This window comes from Streptococcus parasanguinis, assembly GCF_015556095.1.
GTDB lineage: Bacteria > Bacillota > Bacilli > Lactobacillales > Streptococcaceae > Streptococcus > Streptococcus parasanguinis_Q.
On the sequence record NZ_JADNLT010000001.1, the window covers coordinates 34210 to 56849 of the forward strand.

The 22640-nt window shown below is 40.4% G+C and carries 24 protein-coding genes and 1 pseudogene; 22 read left to right on the top strand and 3 right to left on the bottom strand.

Going from position 1 to position 22640, the window contains the following annotated elements:
• The first annotated feature begins 197 nt into the window (after positions 1-197).
• The 18 genes from I2E70_RS00150 to I2E70_RS00235 all read left to right on the top strand — a co-directional run bounded on the left by I2E70_RS00150 (position 198) and on the right by I2E70_RS00235 (position 16736).
• Positions 198-527: a PadR family transcriptional regulator gene (locus I2E70_RS00150; RefSeq protein WP_003012258.1), complete on the top strand. Its 330-nt coding sequence runs from the start codon at positions 198-200 to the stop codon at positions 525-527.
• Entirely contained in the window at positions 521-1321 is an 801-nt protein-coding gene (locus I2E70_RS00155; RefSeq protein WP_070589537.1) for a hypothetical protein, read from the top strand. The genes I2E70_RS00150 and I2E70_RS00155 overlap by 7 nt, the downstream gene beginning before the upstream one ends.
• Entirely contained in the window at positions 1318-2148 is an 831-nt protein-coding gene (locus tag I2E70_RS00160; protein ID WP_070589535.1) for a hypothetical protein, read from the top strand. Before I2E70_RS00155 ends, I2E70_RS00160 begins: the two co-directional genes overlap by 4 nt.
• A gap of 285 nt (positions 2149-2433) precedes the next feature.
• Complete coding sequence (locus I2E70_RS00165; RefSeq protein WP_195422884.1) at positions 2434-3825, top strand: APC family permease; 1392 nt, start codon at positions 2434-2436, stop codon at positions 3823-3825.
• A 347-nt stretch (positions 3826-4172) separates the two neighbouring features.
• The gene (locus I2E70_RS00170; protein WP_070589531.1) at positions 4173-4787 is read left to right on the top strand and encodes a hypothetical protein; all 615 of its coding nucleotides are present in this window, start codon (positions 4173-4175) and stop codon (positions 4785-4787) included.
• Positions 4788-5143: 356 nt separating this feature from the next.
• Positions 5144-6637, top strand: coding sequence for an ATP-binding protein (locus I2E70_RS00175; protein ID WP_070589529.1), 1494 nt, complete (start codon positions 5144-5146; stop codon positions 6635-6637).
• A 522-nt stretch (positions 6638-7159) separates the two neighbouring features.
• A complete protein-coding gene (locus tag I2E70_RS00180) occupies positions 7160-7396 on the top strand; it encodes a DUF2829 domain-containing protein (RefSeq protein ID WP_070589528.1) in 237 nt (78 codons plus the stop codon).
• Positions 7389-8087 (top strand): 3-oxoacyl-ACP reductase, encoded by a 699-nt coding sequence (locus I2E70_RS00185; protein ID WP_070589525.1) that lies wholly within the window; start codon positions 7389-7391, stop codon positions 8085-8087. Before I2E70_RS00180 ends, I2E70_RS00185 begins: the two co-directional genes overlap by 8 nt.
• A gap of 9 nt (positions 8088-8096) precedes the next feature.
• A complete protein-coding gene (locus tag I2E70_RS00190; protein ID WP_070589523.1) occupies positions 8097-8576 on the top strand; it encodes an NUDIX hydrolase in 480 nt (159 codons plus the stop codon).
• Between the two features lie 7 nt (positions 8577-8583).
• Complete coding sequence (locus I2E70_RS00195) at positions 8584-9312, top strand: GNAT family N-acetyltransferase (RefSeq protein ID WP_070589521.1); 729 nt, start codon at positions 8584-8586, stop codon at positions 9310-9312.
• Positions 9313-9353: 41 nt separating this feature from the next.
• Positions 9354-10256, top strand: a complete 903-nt coding sequence (locus I2E70_RS00200; RefSeq protein WP_195422885.1) for a putative PEP-binding protein — start codon at positions 9354-9356, stop codon at positions 10254-10256.
• Entirely contained in the window at positions 10198-10638 is a 441-nt protein-coding gene (locus I2E70_RS00205; RefSeq protein WP_195422886.1) for an ASCH domain-containing protein, read from the top strand. The genes I2E70_RS00200 and I2E70_RS00205 overlap by 59 nt, the downstream gene beginning before the upstream one ends.
• Positions 10639-10741: 103 nt before the next feature.
• Positions 10742-12121, top strand: a complete 1380-nt coding sequence (gene glmU, locus I2E70_RS00210; RefSeq protein WP_195422887.1) for a bifunctional UDP-N-acetylglucosamine diphosphorylase/glucosamine-1-phosphate N-acetyltransferase GlmU — start codon at positions 10742-10744, stop codon at positions 12119-12121.
• A 9-nt stretch (positions 12122-12130) separates the two neighbouring features.
• Positions 12131-12676, top strand: a complete 546-nt coding sequence (locus I2E70_RS00215; RefSeq protein ID WP_155171487.1) for an NUDIX hydrolase — start codon at positions 12131-12133, stop codon at positions 12674-12676.
• 11 nt (positions 12677-12687) lie between these two features.
• Entirely contained in the window at positions 12688-13023 is a 336-nt protein-coding gene (gene macP, locus I2E70_RS00220) for a cell wall synthase accessory phosphoprotein MacP (RefSeq protein WP_155171489.1), read from the top strand.
• 24 nt (positions 13024-13047) lie between these two features.
• Positions 13048-13740 carry a 5'-methylthioadenosine/adenosylhomocysteine nucleosidase gene (locus tag I2E70_RS00225; RefSeq protein WP_195422888.1) on the top strand — a complete coding sequence of 231 codons (693 nt, stop codon included), beginning with the start codon at positions 13048-13050 and terminating at the stop codon, positions 13738-13740.
• A gap of 137 nt (positions 13741-13877) precedes the next feature.
• A complete protein-coding gene (gene nth, locus I2E70_RS00230; protein WP_195422889.1) occupies positions 13878-14501 on the top strand; it encodes an endonuclease III in 624 nt (207 codons plus the stop codon).
• A 267-nt stretch (positions 14502-14768) separates the two neighbouring features.
• Positions 14769-16736 (top strand): peptide ABC transporter substrate-binding protein, encoded by a 1968-nt coding sequence (locus I2E70_RS00235; protein ID WP_195422890.1) that lies wholly within the window; start codon positions 14769-14771, stop codon positions 16734-16736.
• Positions 16737-16927: 191 nt separating this feature from the next.
• Here the strand turns inward: I2E70_RS00235 and I2E70_RS00240 are convergent.
• A pseudogene (locus I2E70_RS00240) lies at positions 16928-17020 on the bottom strand (VOC family protein); the annotation flags it as partial.
• A 107-nt stretch (positions 17021-17127) separates the two neighbouring features.
• Between I2E70_RS00240 and I2E70_RS00245 the strand changes: the two are divergent.
• A complete protein-coding gene (locus I2E70_RS00245) occupies positions 17128-17766 on the top strand; it encodes a hypothetical protein (RefSeq protein ID WP_195422891.1) in 639 nt (212 codons plus the stop codon).
• 234 nt (positions 17767-18000) lie between these two features.
• Here the strand turns inward: I2E70_RS00245 and I2E70_RS00250 are convergent, their stop codons facing one another.
• Complete coding sequence (locus I2E70_RS00250; RefSeq protein ID WP_003014423.1) at positions 18001-18387, bottom strand: bleomycin resistance protein; 387 nt, start codon at positions 18385-18387, stop codon at positions 18001-18003.
• A gap of 11 nt (positions 18388-18398) precedes the next feature.
• Positions 18399-19226 carry an exodeoxyribonuclease III gene (locus I2E70_RS00255; protein WP_195422892.1) on the bottom strand — a complete coding sequence of 276 codons (828 nt, stop codon included), beginning with the start codon at positions 19224-19226 and terminating at the stop codon, positions 18399-18401.
• Between the two features lie 135 nt (positions 19227-19361).
• Between I2E70_RS00255 and I2E70_RS00260 the strand changes: the two genes are divergently transcribed.
• The 3 genes from I2E70_RS00260 to pbp2b all read left to right on the top strand — a co-directional run bounded on the left by I2E70_RS00260 (position 19362) and on the right by pbp2b (position 22635).
• Positions 19362-19814 carry a DUF3290 family protein gene (locus tag I2E70_RS00260; RefSeq protein WP_155167863.1) on the top strand — a complete coding sequence of 151 codons (453 nt, stop codon included), beginning with the start codon at positions 19362-19364 and terminating at the stop codon, positions 19812-19814.
• Positions 19811-20443, top strand: a complete 633-nt coding sequence (locus I2E70_RS00265) for a DUF421 domain-containing protein (RefSeq protein WP_195422893.1) — start codon at positions 19811-19813, stop codon at positions 20441-20443. Before I2E70_RS00260 ends, I2E70_RS00265 begins: the two co-directional genes overlap by 4 nt.
• 140 nt (positions 20444-20583) lie before the next feature.
• Positions 20584-22635, top strand: coding sequence for a penicillin-binding protein PBP2B (gene pbp2b / locus I2E70_RS00270; protein ID WP_195422894.1), 2052 nt, complete (start codon positions 20584-20586; stop codon positions 22633-22635).
• Positions 22636-22640 lie beyond the last annotated feature (5 nt).

Sequence of the window (22640 nt, forward strand, 5' to 3'; positions counted from 1 at the left end):
TTTTTTGAACTTTTTTTGTATATTTACACACCACTATACAGTAAAACCCTTGATTTTAAGGGATTTTTAAGGAATAAAAATTTTTTTAAAAAATTACTATTATGCTTTACATACTAGTAAAGAAAGAGTATACTGATAGTGAGCAAACTAGTATGTAAAACAAACTAGTGAAAAATGTGAAGAAAGAGGTGAGAAGGATGAAAGAGTCCCAATTACTAAAGGGAGTCTTGGAGGGCTGTGTGCTGGAGATTATTTCCAAAAAGGCTATCTATGGCTATGAATTGATCCAAAGTCTCAAAGAGATGGGATTTGATAAGATTGTCGCTGGGACCATTTATCCCCTGCTTCAAAAATTAGAAAAACAAGGGGTCATTCATGGGGAAATGAGGCCGTCTCCAGATGGTCCTGATCGCAAGTATTTTTCACTCAGTGATGCTGGAAGAGAGCGCTTAGAGGAATTTTGGGACCAGTGGCAGGAGCTAGTCACAAAAGTAGAACGTATCAAGAAGGAGGGAGAAGAATGGTAGAAAGTTATACCGAAAAAATGTCAGATGAATTGATTCATCTAAACAAAGAGGATCAAGCCTATGTGAAAAAAATGGTGGCCTATATTGGGGCCAAATCCTATTTTTATGATGATGAAGCACTCGGTGAACAACTCTACAATATGGTTTGCGACCTGAAAGTTGCTGAAAAAGAAGGCATTCGGGCGGTGGATTATTTTGGAAAGGATCCACGGGCGATGGTGGATCAAGTTCTTTCAGACTTGCCTAAACGCTCTTTAGGATCTTATGTGGGACTCGTCTTCCTACTTGGAGTGATCTTGGTTGGCATGCGTTATTTAATGGATTTTACCTGGATGACGCCACTAAAAATCGAACCCTTGACCTATGTTGTCATTCTCCTTAATTTCTTGGTGTTCAGCCAGTTCATCACGTGGCTTTGGTCTAAACAGAGCTATGGTGAAATGAAGTGGTCTTGGGCTATGTTTATCAGTGTGATCAGCCTGATGGTATTTCTGAACATCGTACGACAATTTTCGATCTATTTTGGCCACATTGGGAGTCTCTTCTTATCAGATGGTTGGGCAATTGTTCTCGCTGTCCTAGTCTTACTTGGGTTTACGGTCATGGCTTTTAGAAGCAGGAATCGTCTGATGTCGAGTCTACTAGTCATGGGCCTGACTTTCCTAGTTACAGGATGCTGGATTCGTCTTGTGAATCAGGAAACTGCTCATTTAATAGGCTGGTTACTTCCTCTCATGGGACTAGTCCTGACCCTTATTGTATTTTGTCTCCAAAGAAAGAAGGAAGAAGCATGAAATCAGCAATGTATTTTGAAGAAACGCAGGCCTTGATGCAAACCTTTAGCCAGGAGGACCAAGCCTATTTCCAAGATCTCTGGGATTATTTCAATTTTGCAGGTTTCTTATATGAGGAGAAAGCCTTAAGAGAGCAGGTCTATAATCTAGCGCTAGATTTTTCGCAAGCAGGAGCGGATGGCTTAACGGCCAAGGACTATTTTGGTCTCGATCCAAAGGGAATGGCAGACCAAATCATCGAAAATATGCCCAAAGAATCGACGCGGTCTGTTTTGAAATATGGGGCTATCTTTTCAGGTATTGTGATATTTTATCGCCTCTTAAGTGATTTTGCTTCTCAAGCGGTCCTTGTGCTCAAGCCACTAGTCTATTTGACAGACATCATTTTGGGACTCCTAGCTGTTGGGATCATCTTCTATCTCCTTCGTCGTCTCATTTTTGCGGAGGAAAAAACGAAAAAAGCAATTTATGTAGCATTTGTTCTAGTTCTAGGATTCTATTTTGTCGGTGAAATAGTGGGAGTCCGCTTCTTGCCAGCTCTTGCTTGGTTTGTAGTCCCTAGTCCTTGGGATACTCTTCTCATGACAGGGGCTAGCGGGGCTCTCATTCTTTGGCAATGGAAAGAAGAGTTTGGACGAGCTTTCATCTTTCCTATCGTCGCCTTTTTAGTGGTTGGATTCTTACATCGCTGGACCTTGGCACAAGGAGTTCAGAATCTTGGTATGACGGTTCTTCTGCCCACAGTGATCATCGTCTTTGGGTTGGTTATTTATTATTGGTTTACGATTCGTGCTTTGAAAAAGAATAGGACGGAAAGTGATAAATAGTAAGAAAAGGGGGGGCTGGGACAAAAGTCCTAGCCTCTCAATTATTTTTGGATTGTCGAGCAAGACGCAGTGGTTGAGTGCTCAAAGCACTGCTTTGAGGTGGTAGATAGGACTTGCTAAGCAAGTTTCCTAAGTAGTTGTTCGCTTTTCAAGTTCCAAAGATGCCCTACTCAACTGTGCGGAGGTGGGACGACGAAATCGAATTCTAACAAATTACCGATTTCTGTCTCACTCTCTTTCTTATCCAAGTATGATAGAATAAACTCATTAGATGGGAGAATATACATGAATCTATTTCGAAAAAAGGCTTGGGGACAGGTTCACCCAGGGTTAAACCGCTATTTACGGTTGTGGGATTTGATTATTTTAGGAATCGGTGCCATGGTGGGGACAGGGATCTTCACGATTACGGGGACTGCAGCGGCGAATTTAGCTGGTCCAGCCTTGATCATTTCAATTGTGATTGCGGCTTTTTGCGTCGGCTTATCTGCCCTCTTCTTTGCAGAATTTGCATCCCGCATTCCTTCAACTGGTGGAGCCTATAGCTACCTCTATGCCATCTTTGGAGAGTTTCCAGCCTGGATTGCAGGTTGGTTGACCGTGATGGAATTCATGACAGCCGTATCAGGTGTGGCCTCAGGTTGGGCTGCTTATTTCAAGGGATTGTTGGCCAATCTTGGCTGGCGTCTGCCGACGGCTTTAAATGGGACTTTTGATCCAGCTGCGGGAACTTATGTGGATCTCTTACCTATTTTGGTCATGGTCCTCGTCACAGCCTTGGTCCTTATGAATGCAAAAGCCGTCTTACGCTTCAATTCCTTGCTGGTCTTACTCAAGTTCTCAGCTCTTACCTTGTTTATTCTTGTCGGGATTTTTCACCTAAACCCTGGCAACTGGGGAAACTTTGCCCCTTATGGCTTTGGCGAAATTTATGGTGGTCAAACAGGGATTATGGCTGGCGCTTCGCTCATGTTCTTTGCCTTTCTTGGTTTTGAGTCCATTTCAATGGCGGTCGATGAAATCAAGGAACCACAAAAGAACGTTCCTCGCGGCATTGTCCTTAGTCTTTTGATCACAACGGTTCTTTATATCTTGGTTACCCTGGTTTTGACCGGCATGGTTCCTTTTAAGAACTTAAATGTAGAGGATGCGGTTGCCTTTGCCCTCCGTCAGGTAGGAGCTAGCTGGGCAGGGAATTATGTATCGTTGGTCGCTATTTTGACCCTGATTACCGTCTGCATTTCTATGACTTTTGCCCTCTCACGGATGATTTACAGTTTGGCGCGAGATGGCCTTTTGCCAAAAGCGATGAAACAGCTCGATCCTAAAACCAGAATCCCAAAAAATGCGACCCTGGTCGCTGGAGTAATGGCTGCCATTGCTGGTGGAGTTTTTCCGCTAGCTAGTATCGCTTCCTTTTTAAATATCTGTACCTTGGCTTACCTGGTTATGTTGGCCTTTGCCCTCTTGAAATTGCGCAAGGAACACGGTGCTCCTGGACCTGGTGAATTTAAAACGCCTTTGGTTCCGGTCTTGCCAATTCTATCGATTGTGGTCTGTGTGTCCTTTATGACCCAGTATTCTCTATCGACCTGGCTGGCCTTTGGAGTTGCTCTCTTGATTGGGATAGGAATTTATTTTGGCTATGGGTATCGCCATTCAGAAGAACATAAATAAAAGATGAAAGCTAGAGTAGAAGAACTCTGGCTTTTTGTATAGGGAAAGCTCTTTTTTTGGTATAATAAAGGGAGAAAGTTAAATAGATAACAAAGGAGAACACCATGACATTTGAAGAGATTTTAAATAATAGTAATCATAAATTTCTTTAATGAATTCCACATAGAGTTCTGGTTTCTTAAAATTATATTTTATAGAGTTCGTCTACATTTCTTATTGTTTCACTCTAGAATAATTGGTAGAGGGTTATAATAGAATTATATTTTCGAAAAGTCGAAGTAGTTATAAATATTTATAAAAGTATAAGAAAGTAAAAGATAAGATTGAAAAATGAATAGGAGGTTATTATGAGATTCATTATTTCTTTTATCACATTTTGTGGTTTAGTTGGTGTTTGGTATTTTATAAAAAAACAACCTAATATAAAATATCGAAACATTTCGGCTTTGATCTCTTTAATTAGTTTTGTTATATTTGGTTTATTCTTTCGAGAAGATAAATCTCAACAAGGTTCGGTCAGATCTGTTGTTAGTTCAAGCAGTTCGTCTTTGAATTTATCTACAACAACTCAGGCATCTTCCTCGATATTAGAAGTGAGTTCATCAAGCGAATCAGCTTCGATATCAAATCAATTTAATGATGAAGAGTTTCAAAAATATGCTAGTCAATTTCAGAATAAATTGAATGAGTTGGTAAAAGAAACTGGGCAAGTTTATAGTGCTACAGGGAGAGGTCTTATACTATATCTGACTGTTCCACAAGACTTTAAATATAATTCAAAAGATAATATTCAAGAATTTGCTGATAAAGTGTTGCAGGTCAAGAATGAAACTTTTCCTGTTTGGCTTGTTGAAAATGGCTATTCTGCACAAGATGTAAGTATTCGTCTACACATTAAGACAGAAGATGGAACGGTACTCGCAAAAGAAAAGTTATCGGGAATAATGAAAGTTACGAAGTAAAAAATCAAATTAAGCAAACCTACCTCAAAAATGTTGGCTGATCTGTCTATTAAAAATGAAATAAGTCATCTTATTAATTTGCTAAAAAATAAATACATATTTTGGTTCTTCTAGTTTTGATAGAAGAAAAATTAAAATGTTAGTTTTTGTTAGTATGTGTTATTTTTCGAAGAAAACCGAAAATTTTATCTAGGTTTTCACAATATGTGATATAGTTTTTTTGAAACTATTTTTATATAGACTTTGAACTAATTAATTCTTGACATTGGAGTACGTGGAATTTACTTGGAAAATAAAAAAACGCTGATTTTACGACGTTTTTAACCTATTTAGAATTTACTTGGAAAATAAAAATTATGGAAGATAAAGATTTAAAAAAGTTATTAGAATTATTGAATAAAAATGAAGATGAAATTATTGAATACAAAGTTAATAATAAAGATCATGATCGTATAGGCAAATATATATCAGCTTTAGCTAACTCAGCAGCAATGTTAGGTCAGCAATTCTCATACTTAATTTGGGGGGTTAATGATGTTTCAAAAGAAATTATTGGTACAAAATTCTATCCAAAAACTGAAAAACATGCACAGGGTGAGCCGTTTATTACTTGGTTAGAAAGGATGCTTGATCCTCGTATCACAATTCGTTTTGAAGAATATGATATCGAACAAAAACATGTTGTCGTTTTAGTCATCCACATGAATGCTGGTAGACCTGTTGCTTTTAGCGGTAGTCGATACATTAGAAGTGGATCTTCATTAAAAAACTTAAAGGATTATCCTGAAAAGGAAAGAGAACTGTGGAAATCCTTTGAATCGCGATCATTTGAAAGAGAGTATGCAAAAACCGCATGTACATTTGAAGAAATTAAAGAATTGATTGATGTTAATTCCTATTTGAAAATGATGGGATACTTTGAAGATTCAAACGATGAAGAGATAATTTTTCATATGATAGAAGATGGTGTGATAGAATCTTCTGGAAAAACTTTCAATCTAACCAATATGGGAGCATTTACATTCGCAAAAAATCTTAAAAATTTTGAAAATTTATCTGCTCATGCTTTACGAGTAATTAGATATGCCGGTAATAATAAACTAAGTGCAGTAGCTGATAATACAGCTAGTAAAGGAGCTGCCGTTGGTTTTGAAGGTTTACTAAAATTTATCAATGGTCATTTACCTCGTAATCCTGAAACGTTAAAAGATAATGGACAAATCACTTCTGATACAGATTATCCTCCTCTGGTTATACGTGAAATAGTTGCAAACCAAATAGTACATCAGGATTTTTCTGTAAAAGGTAGCTCACCAACAATTGAAATATTTGATAATAGAGTAGTATTCACAAATCCTGGATCTCCTCTTAATCGTCCTGAAAGATTGCTTGATATGCCTCCTTACTCTCGAAATGAAGCTTTAGCTGAACTATTTCGAAAGATGCATTTAGTAGAGTCTCGTGGTAGCGGTATAGATAAGATTATCTTAACGTTGGAATTAAATCACTTACCTGCTCCGGATATAGCTGCTAAGGATAATTATACTGTTGTTACTTTACATCAACGACGAACAATCCAAGAAATGGGGAATAGAGAAAAAATAAATGCTATTTATTATCATTCTGCATTACTCTACATAGAAGATAATTTTATGACAAATAGTACACTAAGAAAAAGATTCGGATTGACAAATAAACAATCATCTATCGCTTCTAAACTCATTGCTCTTGCGTTAGAAAATGACAAAATAAAAATTTATGACGAAAACGCTGGAAAAAAGAATATGCAGTATATTCCATACTGGGGCATTAGTTACAATAATAACTCTACTCCAATTTCCTCAAAATAAACGCTAATAAGGGATTTCACAAGTTCAAACATGATTTGAACCACAATTTAAAACCTTTTTAATAATAGTTTACCTAATGATGTTTTTTGAAAGGAATATAAAAATTTCAGAAGTAAAAAAAGATGGCAGTACAGTATATTGTGCTAGTATGTATTTAGAAATAGATTAGATAACTGGAAAAAGGTGAAAACTAGTATAACTGCCCAAACTAGAAAAGAACAAAATTAAATGATAAAACCTAGCAAAAAAATTTAAATATAAATTCAGTTACATTACTGAGTTAGTGTAGATATAACATTATTAGGAACCAGCTGATTTATGGCCAGATACATTTAAATTAACTGTAAAACCATAGACCTTAAAATATAACGAAATCACAATTGTATAACATTTAGTTCTTATTATAAAAGAGCCATGAATGCTCTTTAGGTTCACAAAAAGGTGAACAAAATACAATGAATATGTTTTACGAGTTCATAAAGTTCATCATATCAATATTAAATTACATCAAAGGAGAACACCATGACATTTGAAGAGATTTTACCAGGATTAAAGGCCAAGAAAAAATATGTACGAACAGGATGGGGTGGAGGAGAAAACTATGTCCAATTGTTTGATACCATCGAGCAAAATGGAGTGGCTCTGGAAGTGACACCTTATTTCCTCATTAACGTGTCTGGTGAAGGCGAAGGCTTTTCCATGTGGAGTCCAACTCCCTGTGATGTTCTAGCGACAGATTGGGTGGAAGTCCATGACTAAACGGGTCTTGATTACAGGCGTGAGCTCCGGGATTGGTCTGGCGCAAGCTCGTTTGTTTTTAGAAAAGGGCTACCAGGTCTATGGGGTGGATCAGGGAGCTGATCCCCAGTTGCCAGGTGAGTTTCACTTCTTACAGCTAGACTTAACCTTGGATTTGACGCCGATTTTTGACTGGTGTCCTGAGGTAGATGTCTTGTGCAATACAGCTGGAGTATTGGACGATTATAAACCGCTTCTGGAGCAAAGCGCTCAGGAGATTCAGGAGATTTTTGAGATTAACTATGTGACTCCGGTGGAGCTGACACGGCATTATCTGACTCAAATGTTGGAGAAGAAGCGAGGTATCATCATCAATATGTGCTCCATTGCATCTATTCTAGCTGGTGGAGGCGGTCACGCTTATACTTCCTCCAAGCATGCTCTAGCGGGCTTTACCAAGCAGTTGGCCCTGGATTATGCAGAATCTGGCATTCAAGTCTTTGGGATCGCTCCAGGTGCTGTCAAGACTGGCATGACTGCTGCGGACTTTGAACCCGGTGGCTTAGCAGACTGGGTAGCCAGTGAAACACCTATCAAACGCTGGATTGAGCCAGAAGAAGTGGCAGAAGTCAGTTTCTTTTTGGCCAGTGGGAAGGTATCTGCCATGCAGGGACAAATCTTGACCATTGATGGTGGTTGGAGTTTGAAGTAGGAGGAATTGATGGAAATCAAAAAACACTTTGGTGTCTACGGCATTTGCTATGAGAATGGGAAACTTCTCTGTATTGAAAAAACAAGAGGCCCCTATCAACATCGTTTTGATCTACCGGGTGGTAGTCAGGAACTCGGTGAGGGGTTGACAGAAACCCTTAAGAGAGAAGTTCTGGAAGAGACGGGTTATACGCTTAGCCGTTACTTAAATCCTAGGATTTATGACGTGCTGGTTCAAGAAGAGGGGCAAGACTTCGCTGTACATCATACCATGGCCTTTTATGATGTAGTGCTCGATTTCGAGAGCTCTCAAAAATCCCTTCCTCATGAAGTTCTTGATGGAAGTAATGATTCAGCAAATGTTATTTGGCTGAATTTGGAAGAAATTACCGAAGAAAATGCCTCGCCTTTAGTATTAAAAGTGAAGGCAGAGTTACGAGGATTTCCAGAATTAGAACGGATAAGTTATAGGAATTGGAAGGTAAAATAGAGGGATAATGGAACTATTTAAAACATGGAAGAAAAATATGGTTCTCTATGGTCTTAAATCTCAAATTGGAACTGTATACCGAAACAGTGATGGGACAACAAGTTTTTATGATATTGGGAATTTTCTATACTTAGCAGGGGAGCTAAATTCTAGATTTTGGGAAGATTTTGTTAGGCAATATGGTTTAGATTATAAGATTATTATTTCAGAAGACACTAAGTGGCAAGATTTTCTGCATCAGAAACTGGAGCTAATTTCTTTTGCTCGCTATTCTTTTAAAGATAAGGCAAATTTTCAAGTTGAATTTCTAAATGATCTAGTTAGTCAGTTAGAGAAAGGTTACAATATTGTACCTATTGATAATCGTATTTATAACTGCCTTTCTGAGGAAGAATGGTCACAAGATTTACAGGGGGATTTTGAGTCCTACCAGGATTTTGCTTTAAAAGGTGGATTTGGCTTTGTGATTCTTAAAAATAATGAAGTGATTGCTGGGATTTCCTCAGGGTTAGTTTACCGTGAAGCAGTTGAAGTGGAAGTTGCAACTAGACCAAACGAACAAGGAAATGGATTTGCCAAAAAGCTTGGTGCTGCAATGATTCTAGAGAGTTTAAATAGAGATATGTTTCCACTTTGGGATGCTCATAACGAGGCTTCCAAAAAAGTAGCAGAATTTTTAGGATATGAGTTAGTTGAACCTTATGAAGCTTTTGAACTAGAGGAAAGTGTCATATAATGATATCTGATATTGTATCTTTTAAGACGAGGTGAATGAACATGCAAAATCAACTAGCTCTTAGTGGCGAAAAAATTGTTGAGAAAGTTTATCCCCATTTATTGCACCACGTCGGCTTGATTCGTGGGGAATACTTGTTGAGAGAACTAAACCAAAACATACTATTACCAAATTGTCAGCAATTTGTGAAAGATTATCTAGACACTATTTGTCATTTGTACTCAGATGAAGAAGTCTGGTATCGCTTTTCAGAGTTAACAAATGCAGAAGCAAATAGTCTAGACGGGACTAAAGAGTATTTTGACGAACGCCACCCCTTATTTGGATACAGAGGTATCAGGCGTTTGTTGGCGTGTCCAGATGAATTTCAGGCTGAGACTAATGTTGTTACGGAAGTTTTTCAAACCAATCCCAATCTGTCTGTTATTTTTCCTTTTGTCAATGATGCCGAACAATTAAAACAAGCTATTACAGTATTGCGTCAGTATGGTTTTACCGGGAAAGTCGGCACGATGATTGAATTACCATCAGCTTATTTCGACTTGGACAGGATACTGGAAACGGGCATTTCAAAGATTGTAGTTGGAATGAATGATTTAACTTCTTTTATTTTTGCGACTGTGAGAAACAGTCAATGGCATGATATGGAAAGTCCAATTATGTTAGATATGTTGAGACAGATGCAGGATAAAGCAAAGAAGAACAAGATTGATTTTGCTGTAGCAGGCTATCTTAATACTTCTTTCATACAAAAAATGAATCAGATGGGTATCGAATGTATTCTCCATTACAGCTCTATTCCAGAGATTTTTGATTTAGAAATTGACCATCCAGACCATCTTAAACATATAAAAGAAGAAAGTAAAAAATTACAAAGGAGAACTCATGACACCTCAAGAAATGTGGAATTCATACAAACAAATCAACCCCTCGATTGGAGATGAGATAGATGCCTGGGCGTTTGGAGTGGATCCAGACCTTTTAGCGGAACTGGTGTTTACAGGCGAAAAAACAGCAACAGCTTCAGCTTATGACCTCTATGCACTAGAGGACGAACCCCTTCCCCAAGAAGGAACCTTTGATGTTATCTTAGACAGTCAAAACCAAGCTATCTGCATTGTCGAAATTACCAAGGTTTCTGTTCAGCCCTTCCATCAAGTGTCAGCCGACCATGCCTTTAAGGAAGGTGAGGGAGACAAATCTTTAGCCTATTGGCGTCAGGTTCATGAGGACTTTTTCAAAGACTGCTTTGGAGAAGCAGGTCTGGTTTTTACACCTGACAGCAAGGTGGTTTTAGAAGAATTTCGCAGAGTTTATCCATTATAGAACACGCTCTCCTTTTCGGAGAGTTTTTTGATCTGGTCTTATTTTCCAAAAGGGGTGAAAAATGGTATAATAAGTACGATATTGTACAGAAAAGAGAAATGTTATGCCAAATTATGCCATTATTTTAGCAGCGGGGAAAGGTACCCGTATGAAATCAGATCTGCCCAAGGTTCTCCATAAGGTTGCAGGGATCTCTATGTTGGAGCATGTCTTCCGTAGTGTTGGAGCCATCTCACCAGAAAAGACTGTAACAGTTGTGGGCCACAAGGCGGAATTGGTAGAGCAAGTCTTAGCGGGACAAACAGAGTTTGTCAAACAAACCGAACAATTGGGAACTGGTCATGCGGTCATGATGGCAGAGCCAGTCTTGAAAGGTCTTGAAGGGCATACCCTCGTCATTGCAGGAGATACTCCTTTGATTACGGGTGACAGTCTCAAACACTTGATCGACTTCCATATCAACCACAAGAATGTGGCAACGATTTTGACAGCCGAAGCAGCTAATCCATTTGGCTATGGTCGGATTGTCCGTAATGACAATGCGGAAGTGCTTCGCATCGTCGAGCAAAAAGATGCGACAGATTTTGAAAAACAAATCAAAGAAATCAATACAGGGACTTATGTCTTTGACAATGCCCGCCTCTTTGAAGCTTTGAAGAATATCAATACCAACAATGCCCAAGGTGAATACTATATCACAGATGTGATTGGGATCTTCCGAGAAGCAGGAGAGAAAGTTGGAGCCTATACGCTCAAAGATTTTGATGAAAGTCTCGGGGTTAACGACCGCGTTGCCCTTGCGACAGCAGAAGGCATCATGCGTCGTCGCATTAACCAAGCCCACATGGTCAATGGAGTGAGCTTTGTCAATCCAGATGCAGCCTATATCGATGTCGATGTTGAGATCGCACCAGAAGTGCAAATCGAAGCCAATGTTACCCTAAAAGGGCACACAAAAATTGGGGCTGAAACCGTCTTAACTAATGGAACCTATATTGTGGACAGTGAAATTGGTGCAGGTGCCGTTATTACTAACTCTATGATTGAAGAGAGCACGGTAGCCGATGGTGTGACAGTGGGACCTTACGCCCACATTCGTCCAGGATCTAGCTTGGCCAAAGATGTCCATATCGGAAACTTCGTCGAAGTCAAAGGTTCGTCTATCGGAGAAAATACCAAAGCAGGTCATTTGACTTACATTGGCAACTGCCAAGTTGGTAGCAACGTCAACTTTGGTGCTGGAACTATCACGGTGAATTACGATGGCCAACACAAGTTTAAAACAACAATTGGCAACAATGTCTTTGTTGGTTCAAATTCGACCATCATTGCACCCGTCGAGCTCGGAGATAATTCCCTAGTCGGGGCTGGATCCACCATTACCAAAGATGTGCCAGCAGATGCGATTGCGATCGGTCGTGGCCGTCAAGTGAATAAAGAAGAGTATGCTCTTCGCTTGCCACACCATCCTAAAAATAAATAGGAGAATCTCATGCAATTTGAAGAAAAAACCATTGAGCGCAAGGAAATTTATCAGGGACCGATTTTCCAAGTGGTGACTGATCAAGTAGAACTACCTGACGGAAAAGGTCAAGCGCAGCGTGATTTAATTTTTCATAATGGAGCAGTAGCTGTTTTACCGATCACAGGTGAGGGCAAGACTATTTTGGTCAAGCAGTACCGCAAGGCGATCGAGAGGACTTCAGTAGAGATCCCTGCAGGGAAGTTGGAAAAGGGTGAAAATGCGGATCCTCAAGCAGCTGCTCTGCGTGAATTGGAAGAAGAAATTGGTTACACAGCGGATCTAGAGTTATTGTATGATTTTTATTCTGCCATTGGATTTTGTAATGAGCGGATTAAACTCTATCTTGCAACCAACTTGAAAAAGGTGGAAAATCCACGTCCACAAGATGCGGATGAGACCTTAGAGTTATTAGAAGTAACCTTGAAGGAAGCCAAAGACTTGATCCAAGCTGGCGAAATCTGTGATGCCAAGACCATCATGGCGATCCAATACTGGGACTTAATCAATAAATAGAGGAGGATCCGATGGGAAAACCTTTATTAACCGATGAAATGATTGAACGAGCGAGGCGAGGTGAGGACATTTCGAGTCCTAAAATGGTCGATGCTGAAGAGACGAAGATTATTCGGACAGACCACAGGGGATTTGGCTACGAACGTCCTATGAGAGAAAGCCGTATGGAGCGCCCGCAGGAGAGCTATTCACAGGATACCTTGCAGATCCAAGTGGAGCCCACTGTGACCAAGAGTCGTCGCATTGAAGAGCGCAAACAAAGTGTGGTCCAATCCAAACTCAATAAGATTTTGTTCTGGATCATTGTGCTCCTCATTGTTTTGATCATTGCTATTTGGCGTCTGTAAGGTCGTCACAAGGAGAGAATGGATATGAAAATTGGAATTATCGCAGCCATGCCCCAGGAGTTGAAGATCTTGGTTGAAGCCCTTGAAAATGGGGAAAAGCATCTGCGTCTTGGAAAAGTCTACTATACAGGATCGATTGGTCGCCATGAAGTCGTTTTGGTTGAAAGTGGCATCGGGAAAGTCATGTCTGCCATGAGTGTAGCGGTTCTAGCCAATGATTTCAAAGTGGAAGCTATTATCAATACCGGATCTGCAGGAGCAGTCGCACCGGGAATGGCTGTTGGGGATATTGTCCTTGCCGACAAACTGGCCTATCATGATGTGGATGTGACAGCCTTTGGCTACAAGTATGGTCAAATGGCAGGTCAACCGCTCTACTTTGAATCCAGTCGCTATTTTGTATCAGAAATGAAAAAAGTTCTGGAAGAAGAAGCTGCAACCACGCATGTGGGCTTGATTACAACAGGAGATAGCTTTATCGCGAGTGAAGAAAAAGTCGCAGCAATTCGGGAGCATTTCCCAGAAGTATTAGCAGTTGAGATGGAAGGGGCAGCCATTGCCCAAGCCGCTCATGCAGCTGGACGTCCCTTTATGGTTATTCGAGCTATGAGTGATACGGCAGATCACTCAGCCAATCTCTCTTTTGATGAATTTATCGTAGAGGCTGGTGAGCGCTCTGCTCAAACCCTGATTACCTTCTTAAAGAGATTGGTGTAAAACAAAAAATAGATAGAAGTGGGATTGGATGAATTTTTTACAATTCGTTTTGTCCCTCTTCTTTTTTTGAAGCTGATTCTTTCAGAAATAGGGTGCTTTCATGCTATAATAAAGTCTAGTAATGCAAAGGAGAAGTTATGGTCTTATCAAAAAAACGGGCCCGTCATGTGATTGAAGAAATTATTGCCCTCTTTCCGGATGCTCAGCCAAGTTTGGATTTTCGCAACCATTTTGAATTATTAGTAGCGGTTATGCTCTCGGCTCAGACGACTGATGCGGCTGTTAACAAAGCGACACCAGGTTTGTTTTCGGCTTTTCCAACCCCACAAGCCATGGCAGCAGCCAGTGAAGCAGCTATCGCCAAGCATATTTCTAAATTAGGTCTCTATCGAAATAAGGCCAAATTTCTCAAAAAATGTGCCCAACAATTGCTAGACAACTTTGATGGGCAAGTGCCTCAGACTCGTGAAGAGTTAGAAAGCCTGGCAGGAGTAGGACGTAAGACAGCAAATGTCGTCATGAGTGTAGGATTTGGGATTCCAGCCTTTGCTGTCGATACCCATGTGGAGCGGATCTGCAAGCACCATGATATTGTCAAGAAATCAGCGACGCCATTGGAAGTTGAAAAGCGGGTCATGGATGTTCTTCCAAAGAGCGAATGGCTGGCAGCTCACCAAGCCATGATTTACTTTGGACGGGCTATCTGCCATCCTAAAAATCCTGAATGTGACCAGTACCCACAACTCTATCATTTTGATTAGCAATCAGTTCCTCTGCTCGAAAGAGCAGAGGTTCTTTTTTGTGCTGAAACGTATATTTATTAAAAGGATTGAAAGGTGATATCTTTGTTGGATCTGGTGGTAGGTGCCTAGACTCCCCTATCCGGCTTCTTTGAGATCGATTTCAAGATGCTTTTTCTTTATATCTTATTATATTCATTCAGAAATAACGAACTTTTTTAAAATAAATTTGGTTTTTTTTTAAGAAATAGTGTATAATGGTAGAAAATCTAACATAAGGAGATAGTGATGAAAGCAAAAAAACTGTTAGCTCTTGCAGGAGTTTCTGTTGCAGGTGCCTTTCTCTTAGCAGCGTGTAGCGGAGGTAGTAGCAACCAAGCAACTTACTCATTCGTTTATTCAGCAGATCCAAATACCTTGGATTACATCGCTGCAACTCGTACAACGACTTCAGATGTCACAAGTAACCTTGTAGATGGTCTTCTTGAAAATGACCAATACGGAAACTTTGTGCCAAGTCTAGCAGAAGATTGGACTGTCTCTGAAGATGGATTAACCTATACTTACAAACTTCGTAAGGATGCCAAATGGTATACGAGTGAGGGTGAGGAATATGGTGATGTAACGGCTCAAGACTTTGTTACAGGGATCAAACACGCGGTTGAGTCAAAATCAGAAGGTCTCTTCTTGATTCAAAATTCGATCAAAGGTTTGGATGCCTACGTAAAAGGGGAAACCAAAGACTTTAACACGGTTGGAGTCAAAGCTTTAGATGACCACACCATCCAATATACCTTGGTCCGTCCAGAAAGCTTCTGGAACTCCAAAACAACTTCAGGTGTTCTTTTCCCAGTCAATGCTAAGTTCTTGGAATCTCAAGGAAAAGATTTTGGTTCTTTGAAACCTAGCAGCATCTTATACAATGGTCCATATTACTTGAAATCATTGACTTCAAAATCTGAGATTGAATTGGTCAAGAACAAAGACTATTACGATGCGAAAAATGTTCATATCGACAATGTCAAATTGACCTTTAATGATGGATCAAACCCAGATGCAATCATTAAAAACTTTGAAAAAGGTCAATACTCCTTTGCCTCTGTTATGCCAAACAGTTCGACGTATAAGAGCGTCAAGAAAAACTTTGGCGACAACATTGTCTACGGGTTGCAATTGGGAACATCATACTACCTTGGATTCAACTTGGACCGTCAAAAGTATGACCACACAGCCAAAACAACGGATGAACAAAAAGCTTCTACCAAGAAAGCAATCCTGAACAAGGACTTCCGTCAAGCGGTGAACTTTGGTTTTGACCGCAAATCATATGCGGCACAAGTATCTGGATCTGATGCGGCTGAAAATACCCTTCGTAGCACTTTGGTGCCACCAACTTATGTCCAAGTCAATGGAGAAGATTTTGGTAAGGTCGTTGAAAAACAATTGGTTACCTATGGGGATCAATGGAAGGGTGTGAGCCTGGACGATGGTCAAACGAGCCTTTACAGCCCAGAAAAAGCCAAAGCTTCCTTTGCGAAAGCCAAAGCTGAATTGCAAAAACAAGGCGTTCAATTCCCAATTCATTTGGACTACATTGTTAGCCAAGTGGACAACAGCATGGTCCAACAAGCTAGCTCCTTCAAACAATCTGTAGAGTCAGCGCTTGGTGCAGACAATGTCGTTGTGGACCTTCAAAAGGTATCGGATGATGATTTCCAAAATATCACCTACTTCAGCGATACAGCGGCTGCGAGAGATTACGATATCTCAGGCGGTGGTTGGGCTCCTGACTACCAAGACCCATCGACTTACCTCGAAAGTATCAGCCCAGTAAATGGTTCTGTCTTCTACTATCTTGGTATTGATGCAGGTTCAAACAATCCAGCCATTGCAACAGTTGGTTTGGATCAATACGCTAACATGTTGAAAGACGCCGATGCTGAATTGTTGGATCAAGGAAAACGCTATGAAAAATATGCAGCAGCGCAAGCTTGGTTGACAGATAGCTCGATTACGCTTCCAACTGTCTCAAATGGTGGTGCTCCAATGCTTCAACGGACCGTGCCATACAGCCGTGCTGCTTCATGGGTAGGTACTAAAGGAACAGGAACCTTCTACAAATACCTTGAAATGTCGAAAGATGTTGTCACCACAAAAGACTTTAACAAGGCTAAAGAAGAATGGTTGAAGAAAAAAGCAGAATCCAATAAAAAAGCTCAAGAAGATCTCAAAGATCACATTGAGAAGAAAAAATAAAAAAATCAATCATTGGTCTATCAATGAAGATAAAAAAGTCGGAGCCGTCATGTGAAGGCTCCGGTTTTTTTATGTCTCGAAAGTCAGTCTGTCTCATTCTTTAAGATGAAAGATAAATAAATCACCCGCTATTGAACTGTACTCACAAAAATAGATTTTTGGGTATGGCTCATAGACGGGTGATGATCATTCTATTCACTAAATCTTAAAAAATAGCCATCTGGATCTAAAACTGCAAATTCATGAGGATAGATATACTGTTCACCAACACGAAATTTTCTTTTGTTATACCCTATGCTTTTTAGTGAAAGCGTTTCCTGTTTTAATTTAAATAAACTATAAAAAATGATATAATACATGTGAGTCAACCACTTTAAGGAGAACAATCCTGATGAAAAACAAAATAATATTAAGCTCTGTAATGCTTCTATCTGCATTTATACTAGCAGCATGCGGAAACGGAGAGAAGAAAGCAACAGAAACTACGGCTGCATCAACGACAAAAGCTCAAACAACAACTCCTGGGTCTTCTTCTAGGGCAAAAGAAATATCCCTTGCAGATACTCAACGTATCGGAAATGAAAATTTTGGTTATATCAATATCCCTAAAGATTGGGTCGTATATAATTTCAAAGCTCAAAGTAGCAAAACTCAAAGTAGCAAAACGCTCAAATATTCATCACCAGACAAACACAATATGTTGTTAATGGAATCAAACACTAAAGATACTGTTGAACTTGGCCCCAACGAAACCTTTGACGCACAGTTACTTGCGGACCGTTTATATAGCTTCTGGGGAAAAGCCAAAAATCAAACTAGTTTAGAAGGTGTAAAAGCTATTTTTGCCAGTGAGGACGCTTTCTTAATAAAAGTAACATTTAAAAATGGGAACATTTTGTACGAATGGGTATTCCAAAAAGGCGATAAAGTATACAATATCACAATCGTAGGTTCAGAAGATATGATTAAAGCCTTAAGACCTGTTCTCGAGCAATCTTGGGGCTTAGATCCAAATATTCCTGGGAAATAATCCCCAAAAGACTAAAAGAGAGTGGGACAGAAATTGGTAATTCGTTAGAATTCGATTTCGTTGTCCCACCTCCGCACAGTTGAGTAGGGCTGTAAAAGCTGATGAAATCAGCGTAGTAGAGCCCACTCAACCACTGCGTCTTGCTCGACAATCCAAAAATAATTGAGAGGCTAGGACTTTTGTCCAAGTCTCTTTCTTTTTTTGTTTCTTTTTCTACTCTAGTGATCTATTCTCTTATTCGCTAAATCTTAAAAAATAGCCATCTGGATCTAAAACTGCAAATTCATGAGGATAGATATAATGGTCGTCAACACGAAATTTTCTTTTGGTCAATGGGCGATGAATAGGATAGTTGGCTTCTAACAATTTCTGATAGAGCCTAGGGACATCCTCTATACCAAAGGAGATATTGACTCCACGACCAAATGGGTAGGTTAGTTCAGCTAATTCATCCTTTGTTCCCTCCTCTAGCATGAGCTGGCAATCTTCAAGAGACAGGAAGAGAAATTTTTCTTCTAGACGCTGGTATTCAATGGTGAAACCCAGTAAATCACAGTAGAAGGAACGGGACTGTTCTATATTCGATACCATAAACTCGGGAATTACTGCATTGTAGTTCATAAAGAAAATCCTTATAATTCAATCTCCAAGACAATCGGTGTGTGGTCTTGGCGAGCGCCTGAGTCAATCATATCTGATTTAGTAACCTTGTCTGCAATGCGGTTTGAGGTTAACCAATAGTCGATTCTCCAGCCTGTATTGTTGATTTTTGAGGTTTTACTGCGTTGTGCCCACCAAGTGTAACGCTCCGGCACATCACCGTGGAGGTGGCGGAAGGTATCTGTAAAGCCTGCTGCTAGAAGGTTGGTAAAGCCTGCACGTTCTTCGTCTGTGAAACCTGGTGAACGACGGTTGCTGGCTGGATTAGCAAGGTCGATTTCCTTGTGGGCCACGTTGTAGTCACCTGTAGCAAGGACAGGTTTTTGCTTATCAAGTTCAGCCAAGTACTCCGCATATTTGATATCCCAGACTTGACGTTCTGCTAAACGTTTGAGTCCATCACCGGCATTAGGAGTATAGACTTGTGTTACAAAGAAGCCACCAAATTCCAGAGTAATGATCCGACCTTCCAAGTCCATGGTCGAAGGAGCACCGATCTCTGGGAAAGTCACAACGGGAGTAAGCTCTTTTTTATAGAGGAACATGGTTCCAGCATAGCCTTTGCGAGCTGGTTCTTGAGAAGAGCGCCAGGTATTTTCGTAGCCAGGGAAGAGTTCCTCAAGAATTTCGAGGTGTTTTTTAGTAGGTCCTTTGGAGGATAACTTGGTTTCTTGAATGGCGATGATATCTGCATCCTCAGCGACCAAGGTTTGAAGGACTTCTTGAGAGAGTTTGGCGCGTGCTGAGTCGCTAGTCAATGCAGCGTTTAGCGAGTCGATATTCCATGAAATGAGTTTCATTGTGTTTCCTTTTCTTGACATAATTGATAGTTTTATTATAACAAAATTTTAATGATTTCCTGATCACAATGCCTTGAAAATTCTTATAAAATCCATTATAATAGCTTGAATTCATTTGGAGAAAGGGAGTTGTTTATGAAATTTTACTCTTATGACTATGTATTGAGTCAGATCAGCCAGCAAAACTGGGTGACCATTGGGATATCTGGCTTGCTCATTCTTCTGACTGGTTTTTTTGCGGCGAAAGCCTATCGGAATAAGCACGATAGCAAATTCCGCGAATTGTCTATTATCTCCATTTTAACTCTGGTGGTAGTGGTCTTGATCAGTATCAGCAATTTTCAAAATAGCCAAAGTAATAATGACCAGTTCCAACGCTCACTCCATTTTATTGAGGTCATCTCAAAGGAGTTGGATGTCAAAAAAGAAGATGTCTATGTCAATACTTCAGCAGCCACAGATGGGGCGATCCTGAAGGTTGGAGAGGTTTATTACCGAGCTATCGCAGGCTCTGATCCGGATAACTATCTATTAGAAAAAATGGATTTGTATAAAACAGACGTAGAACTTGTGGAGGTGAACAAATGACAGTAGATTTTTTAGCCATTTTGATTAAATTAGCTCTCGGCTTGATTTCCTTGGTATTTGTAATCAATGTGACCGGGAAAGGAAACTTAGCACCAAGTTCTGCAGTAGACCAGATACAGAACTTTGTTCTTGGGGGAATTATTGGTGGGGTCATCTACAATAGCTCCATTACCATTCTTCAATACATTGTGATTCTCTTGATGTGGACTATTTTGATCTTACTCTTAAAATGGCTCAATACCAATGTCCGTTTTATGAAGCACTTGATCGATGGCAAACCAACTGTCATTATCAAAAATGGGAAGCTTGATCCGGAAGCTTGTCGATCCAAGGGACTTTCTGCTTCAGATGTTGCCTTGAAACTACGTGGACAAGGGATTTTTCAATTAAAAGATGTGAAGCGCGCTGTTATTGAACAAAATGGTCAATTGATTATTGTACGTTCGGGAGATGAAAATCCTAAATACCCGATCATTACAGATGGCGTGGTTCAGCTTGAAATTTTGGAATCAATTGGGAAAAGTGAAGAGTGGTTGCGGGCTGAATTGGAAAAAGAAGGCTATGACAACGTTTTGGATATTTTCATTGCTGAGTATGACAAAGGAAAAATCAATGATGTGACTTATTAGAAAAAAAGATTGGGCGAGCATGTCCAATCTTTTTTCTTCATAAAATTCCAGGAAAGGTCCCTTCCTTTTCTTGAGATACTCTTGGAAAAATAGTAAAATGTAAAGTAAGTGTTGATTAGAAAAGAAGGATAGAACATTTCATGAAGAAAAAAATACGGAAGTTTGAGAATCATTCGATCACACGCAGACTCTATCTGCTGTTTAGTTTGATTTGCCTTCTTTTTTTGGTTCTGATTACCCGACTTGGCTATATGCAGATCTCTCACCAAGCCTACTATACGGATAAATTGGCAAAAGCTACCAAAAAGACGGTCAAACAAGGGAGTGTGCGAGGGCAAATTTATGATGCTTCTGGTAAGCCCTTGGTGGAAAATGTGGGAAAACAAGTCTTGACCTTTACTCGGGATCGTAAAATGACGGCCCAAGAAATGCGAGAGACAGCTGGAAAACTCTTGCAGTATGTCGATGTAGAAAATCCTCAAGTAACCGAACGGCAAGAAGTGGATTACTATCTAGCCAATACCAAAGTATACCAAGAGGTCGTAGAGCACCTGCCTGAGAAAAAGAAATTTGATACCGATGGCAATCGTCTACCAGAAGCTAAAATCTATCAAGCAGCAGCGGACAGCATTGACCCTTCAAAACTCGGTTACACGGATGATGAGAAAAAGATTATCTATCTTTATAGCCAGATGAATGCTGTGGAGAATTTTGCGACGGGGATTATTTCGACGCAAGCACTAGGAGCTGAGCAGATTGCGACCATCGCGGCTGACAGTCAGGACCTTCCTGGAATTGCGATCACGACCAGCTGGGACCGCAAGGTTTTGGATACTCCTTTAGCTTCTATCATCGGAACGGTTTCGACTGAGCAGGCAGGACTTCCAGCAGAAGAAGTCGAGGACTATGTCAAAAAAGGTTATGCCCTCAATGACCGGGTTGGAACCTCTTATCTCGAAAAGGAATACGAAAACGTCCTTCAAGGAAAACGCAGTGAAAAAGAAATTCTCCTGGATAAAAATGGCAATATGGATAAAGTGGTAGACATTTCAAAAGGAGCTAAGGGGGAAAACCTCAAGCTCTCGATTGACTTGGATTTCCAAAAAGGGGTGGAAGATATTCTCCGCTCTGCCTTTAGCGCAGAGTTGCAAGCTGGAAATGCGACCTACTCCGAAGGTGTCTATGCTGTAGCCCTTGAGCCTGATACAGGGAAAGTCCTTGCCATGGCAGGGATCAAACACCAGGCTGGTAGTCAAGATTTATCAACCGATGCTTTGGGAACAGTCACCAATGTTTTCGTCCCAGGATCGGTCGTTAAAGGAGCAACCTTGACTTCAGGATGGGAAAATGGTGCCATTTCCGGCAATCAAGTACTGACCGATCAGCCCATTGTTTTTGCAGGATCAACGCCGATTAACTCTTGGTTTACCCAATATGGCAGTCGCTCCATCAATGCAGTAGAAGCTTTGGAATATTCTTCCAATACCTACATGGTTCAAATTGCTCTTAAGATGATGGGGCAACCCTACACTCCAAATATGACCTTACAAGTAGATCAAGTGGACCCTGCTATGAAAAAACTCCGTTCTACTTTTGCAGAGTACGGTCTTGGAACGTCAACGGGGATTGACCTTCCCAATGAATCGACCGGTTTTATCCCGAAAGAGTATACAGTCGGTAATTATTTGACCAATGCCTTTGGCCAGTTTGACAACTACACCCCTATGCAATTGGCTCAGTATGCGGCAACCGTTGCAAATGATGGGAAGCGGGTGAGTCCTCATGTCGTCGAAGGCATCTATGACAATAATGATCAAGGTGGCCTCGGTCAGTTGAAAAAAGCGATCGAAGCCAAGGAGCTCAATCAAGTCCATATCTCAGCGGAGAACATGGCTTTGATCAAGCAAGGGTTTTACCAAGTGGCCAATGGTACGAGTGGGTTGACGACAGGAAAAACCGTTGGTCGTGGGGCCAGTGTGCCCATCAGTGCAAAGACTGGTACAGCTGAAACCACTGTCGATGGGGGCAAACAAGCCATTAATACTAATGTGGTGGCGTATGCACCATCGAATAATCCAAAGATTGCGGTAGCGGTGGTCTTTCCACATAATACCAATCTACAGGCGACAGTTAGTCATTCCGTTACGCGTGACATTATTAACTTATACAATCAGAAACACCCCATGAATTAGAAAGG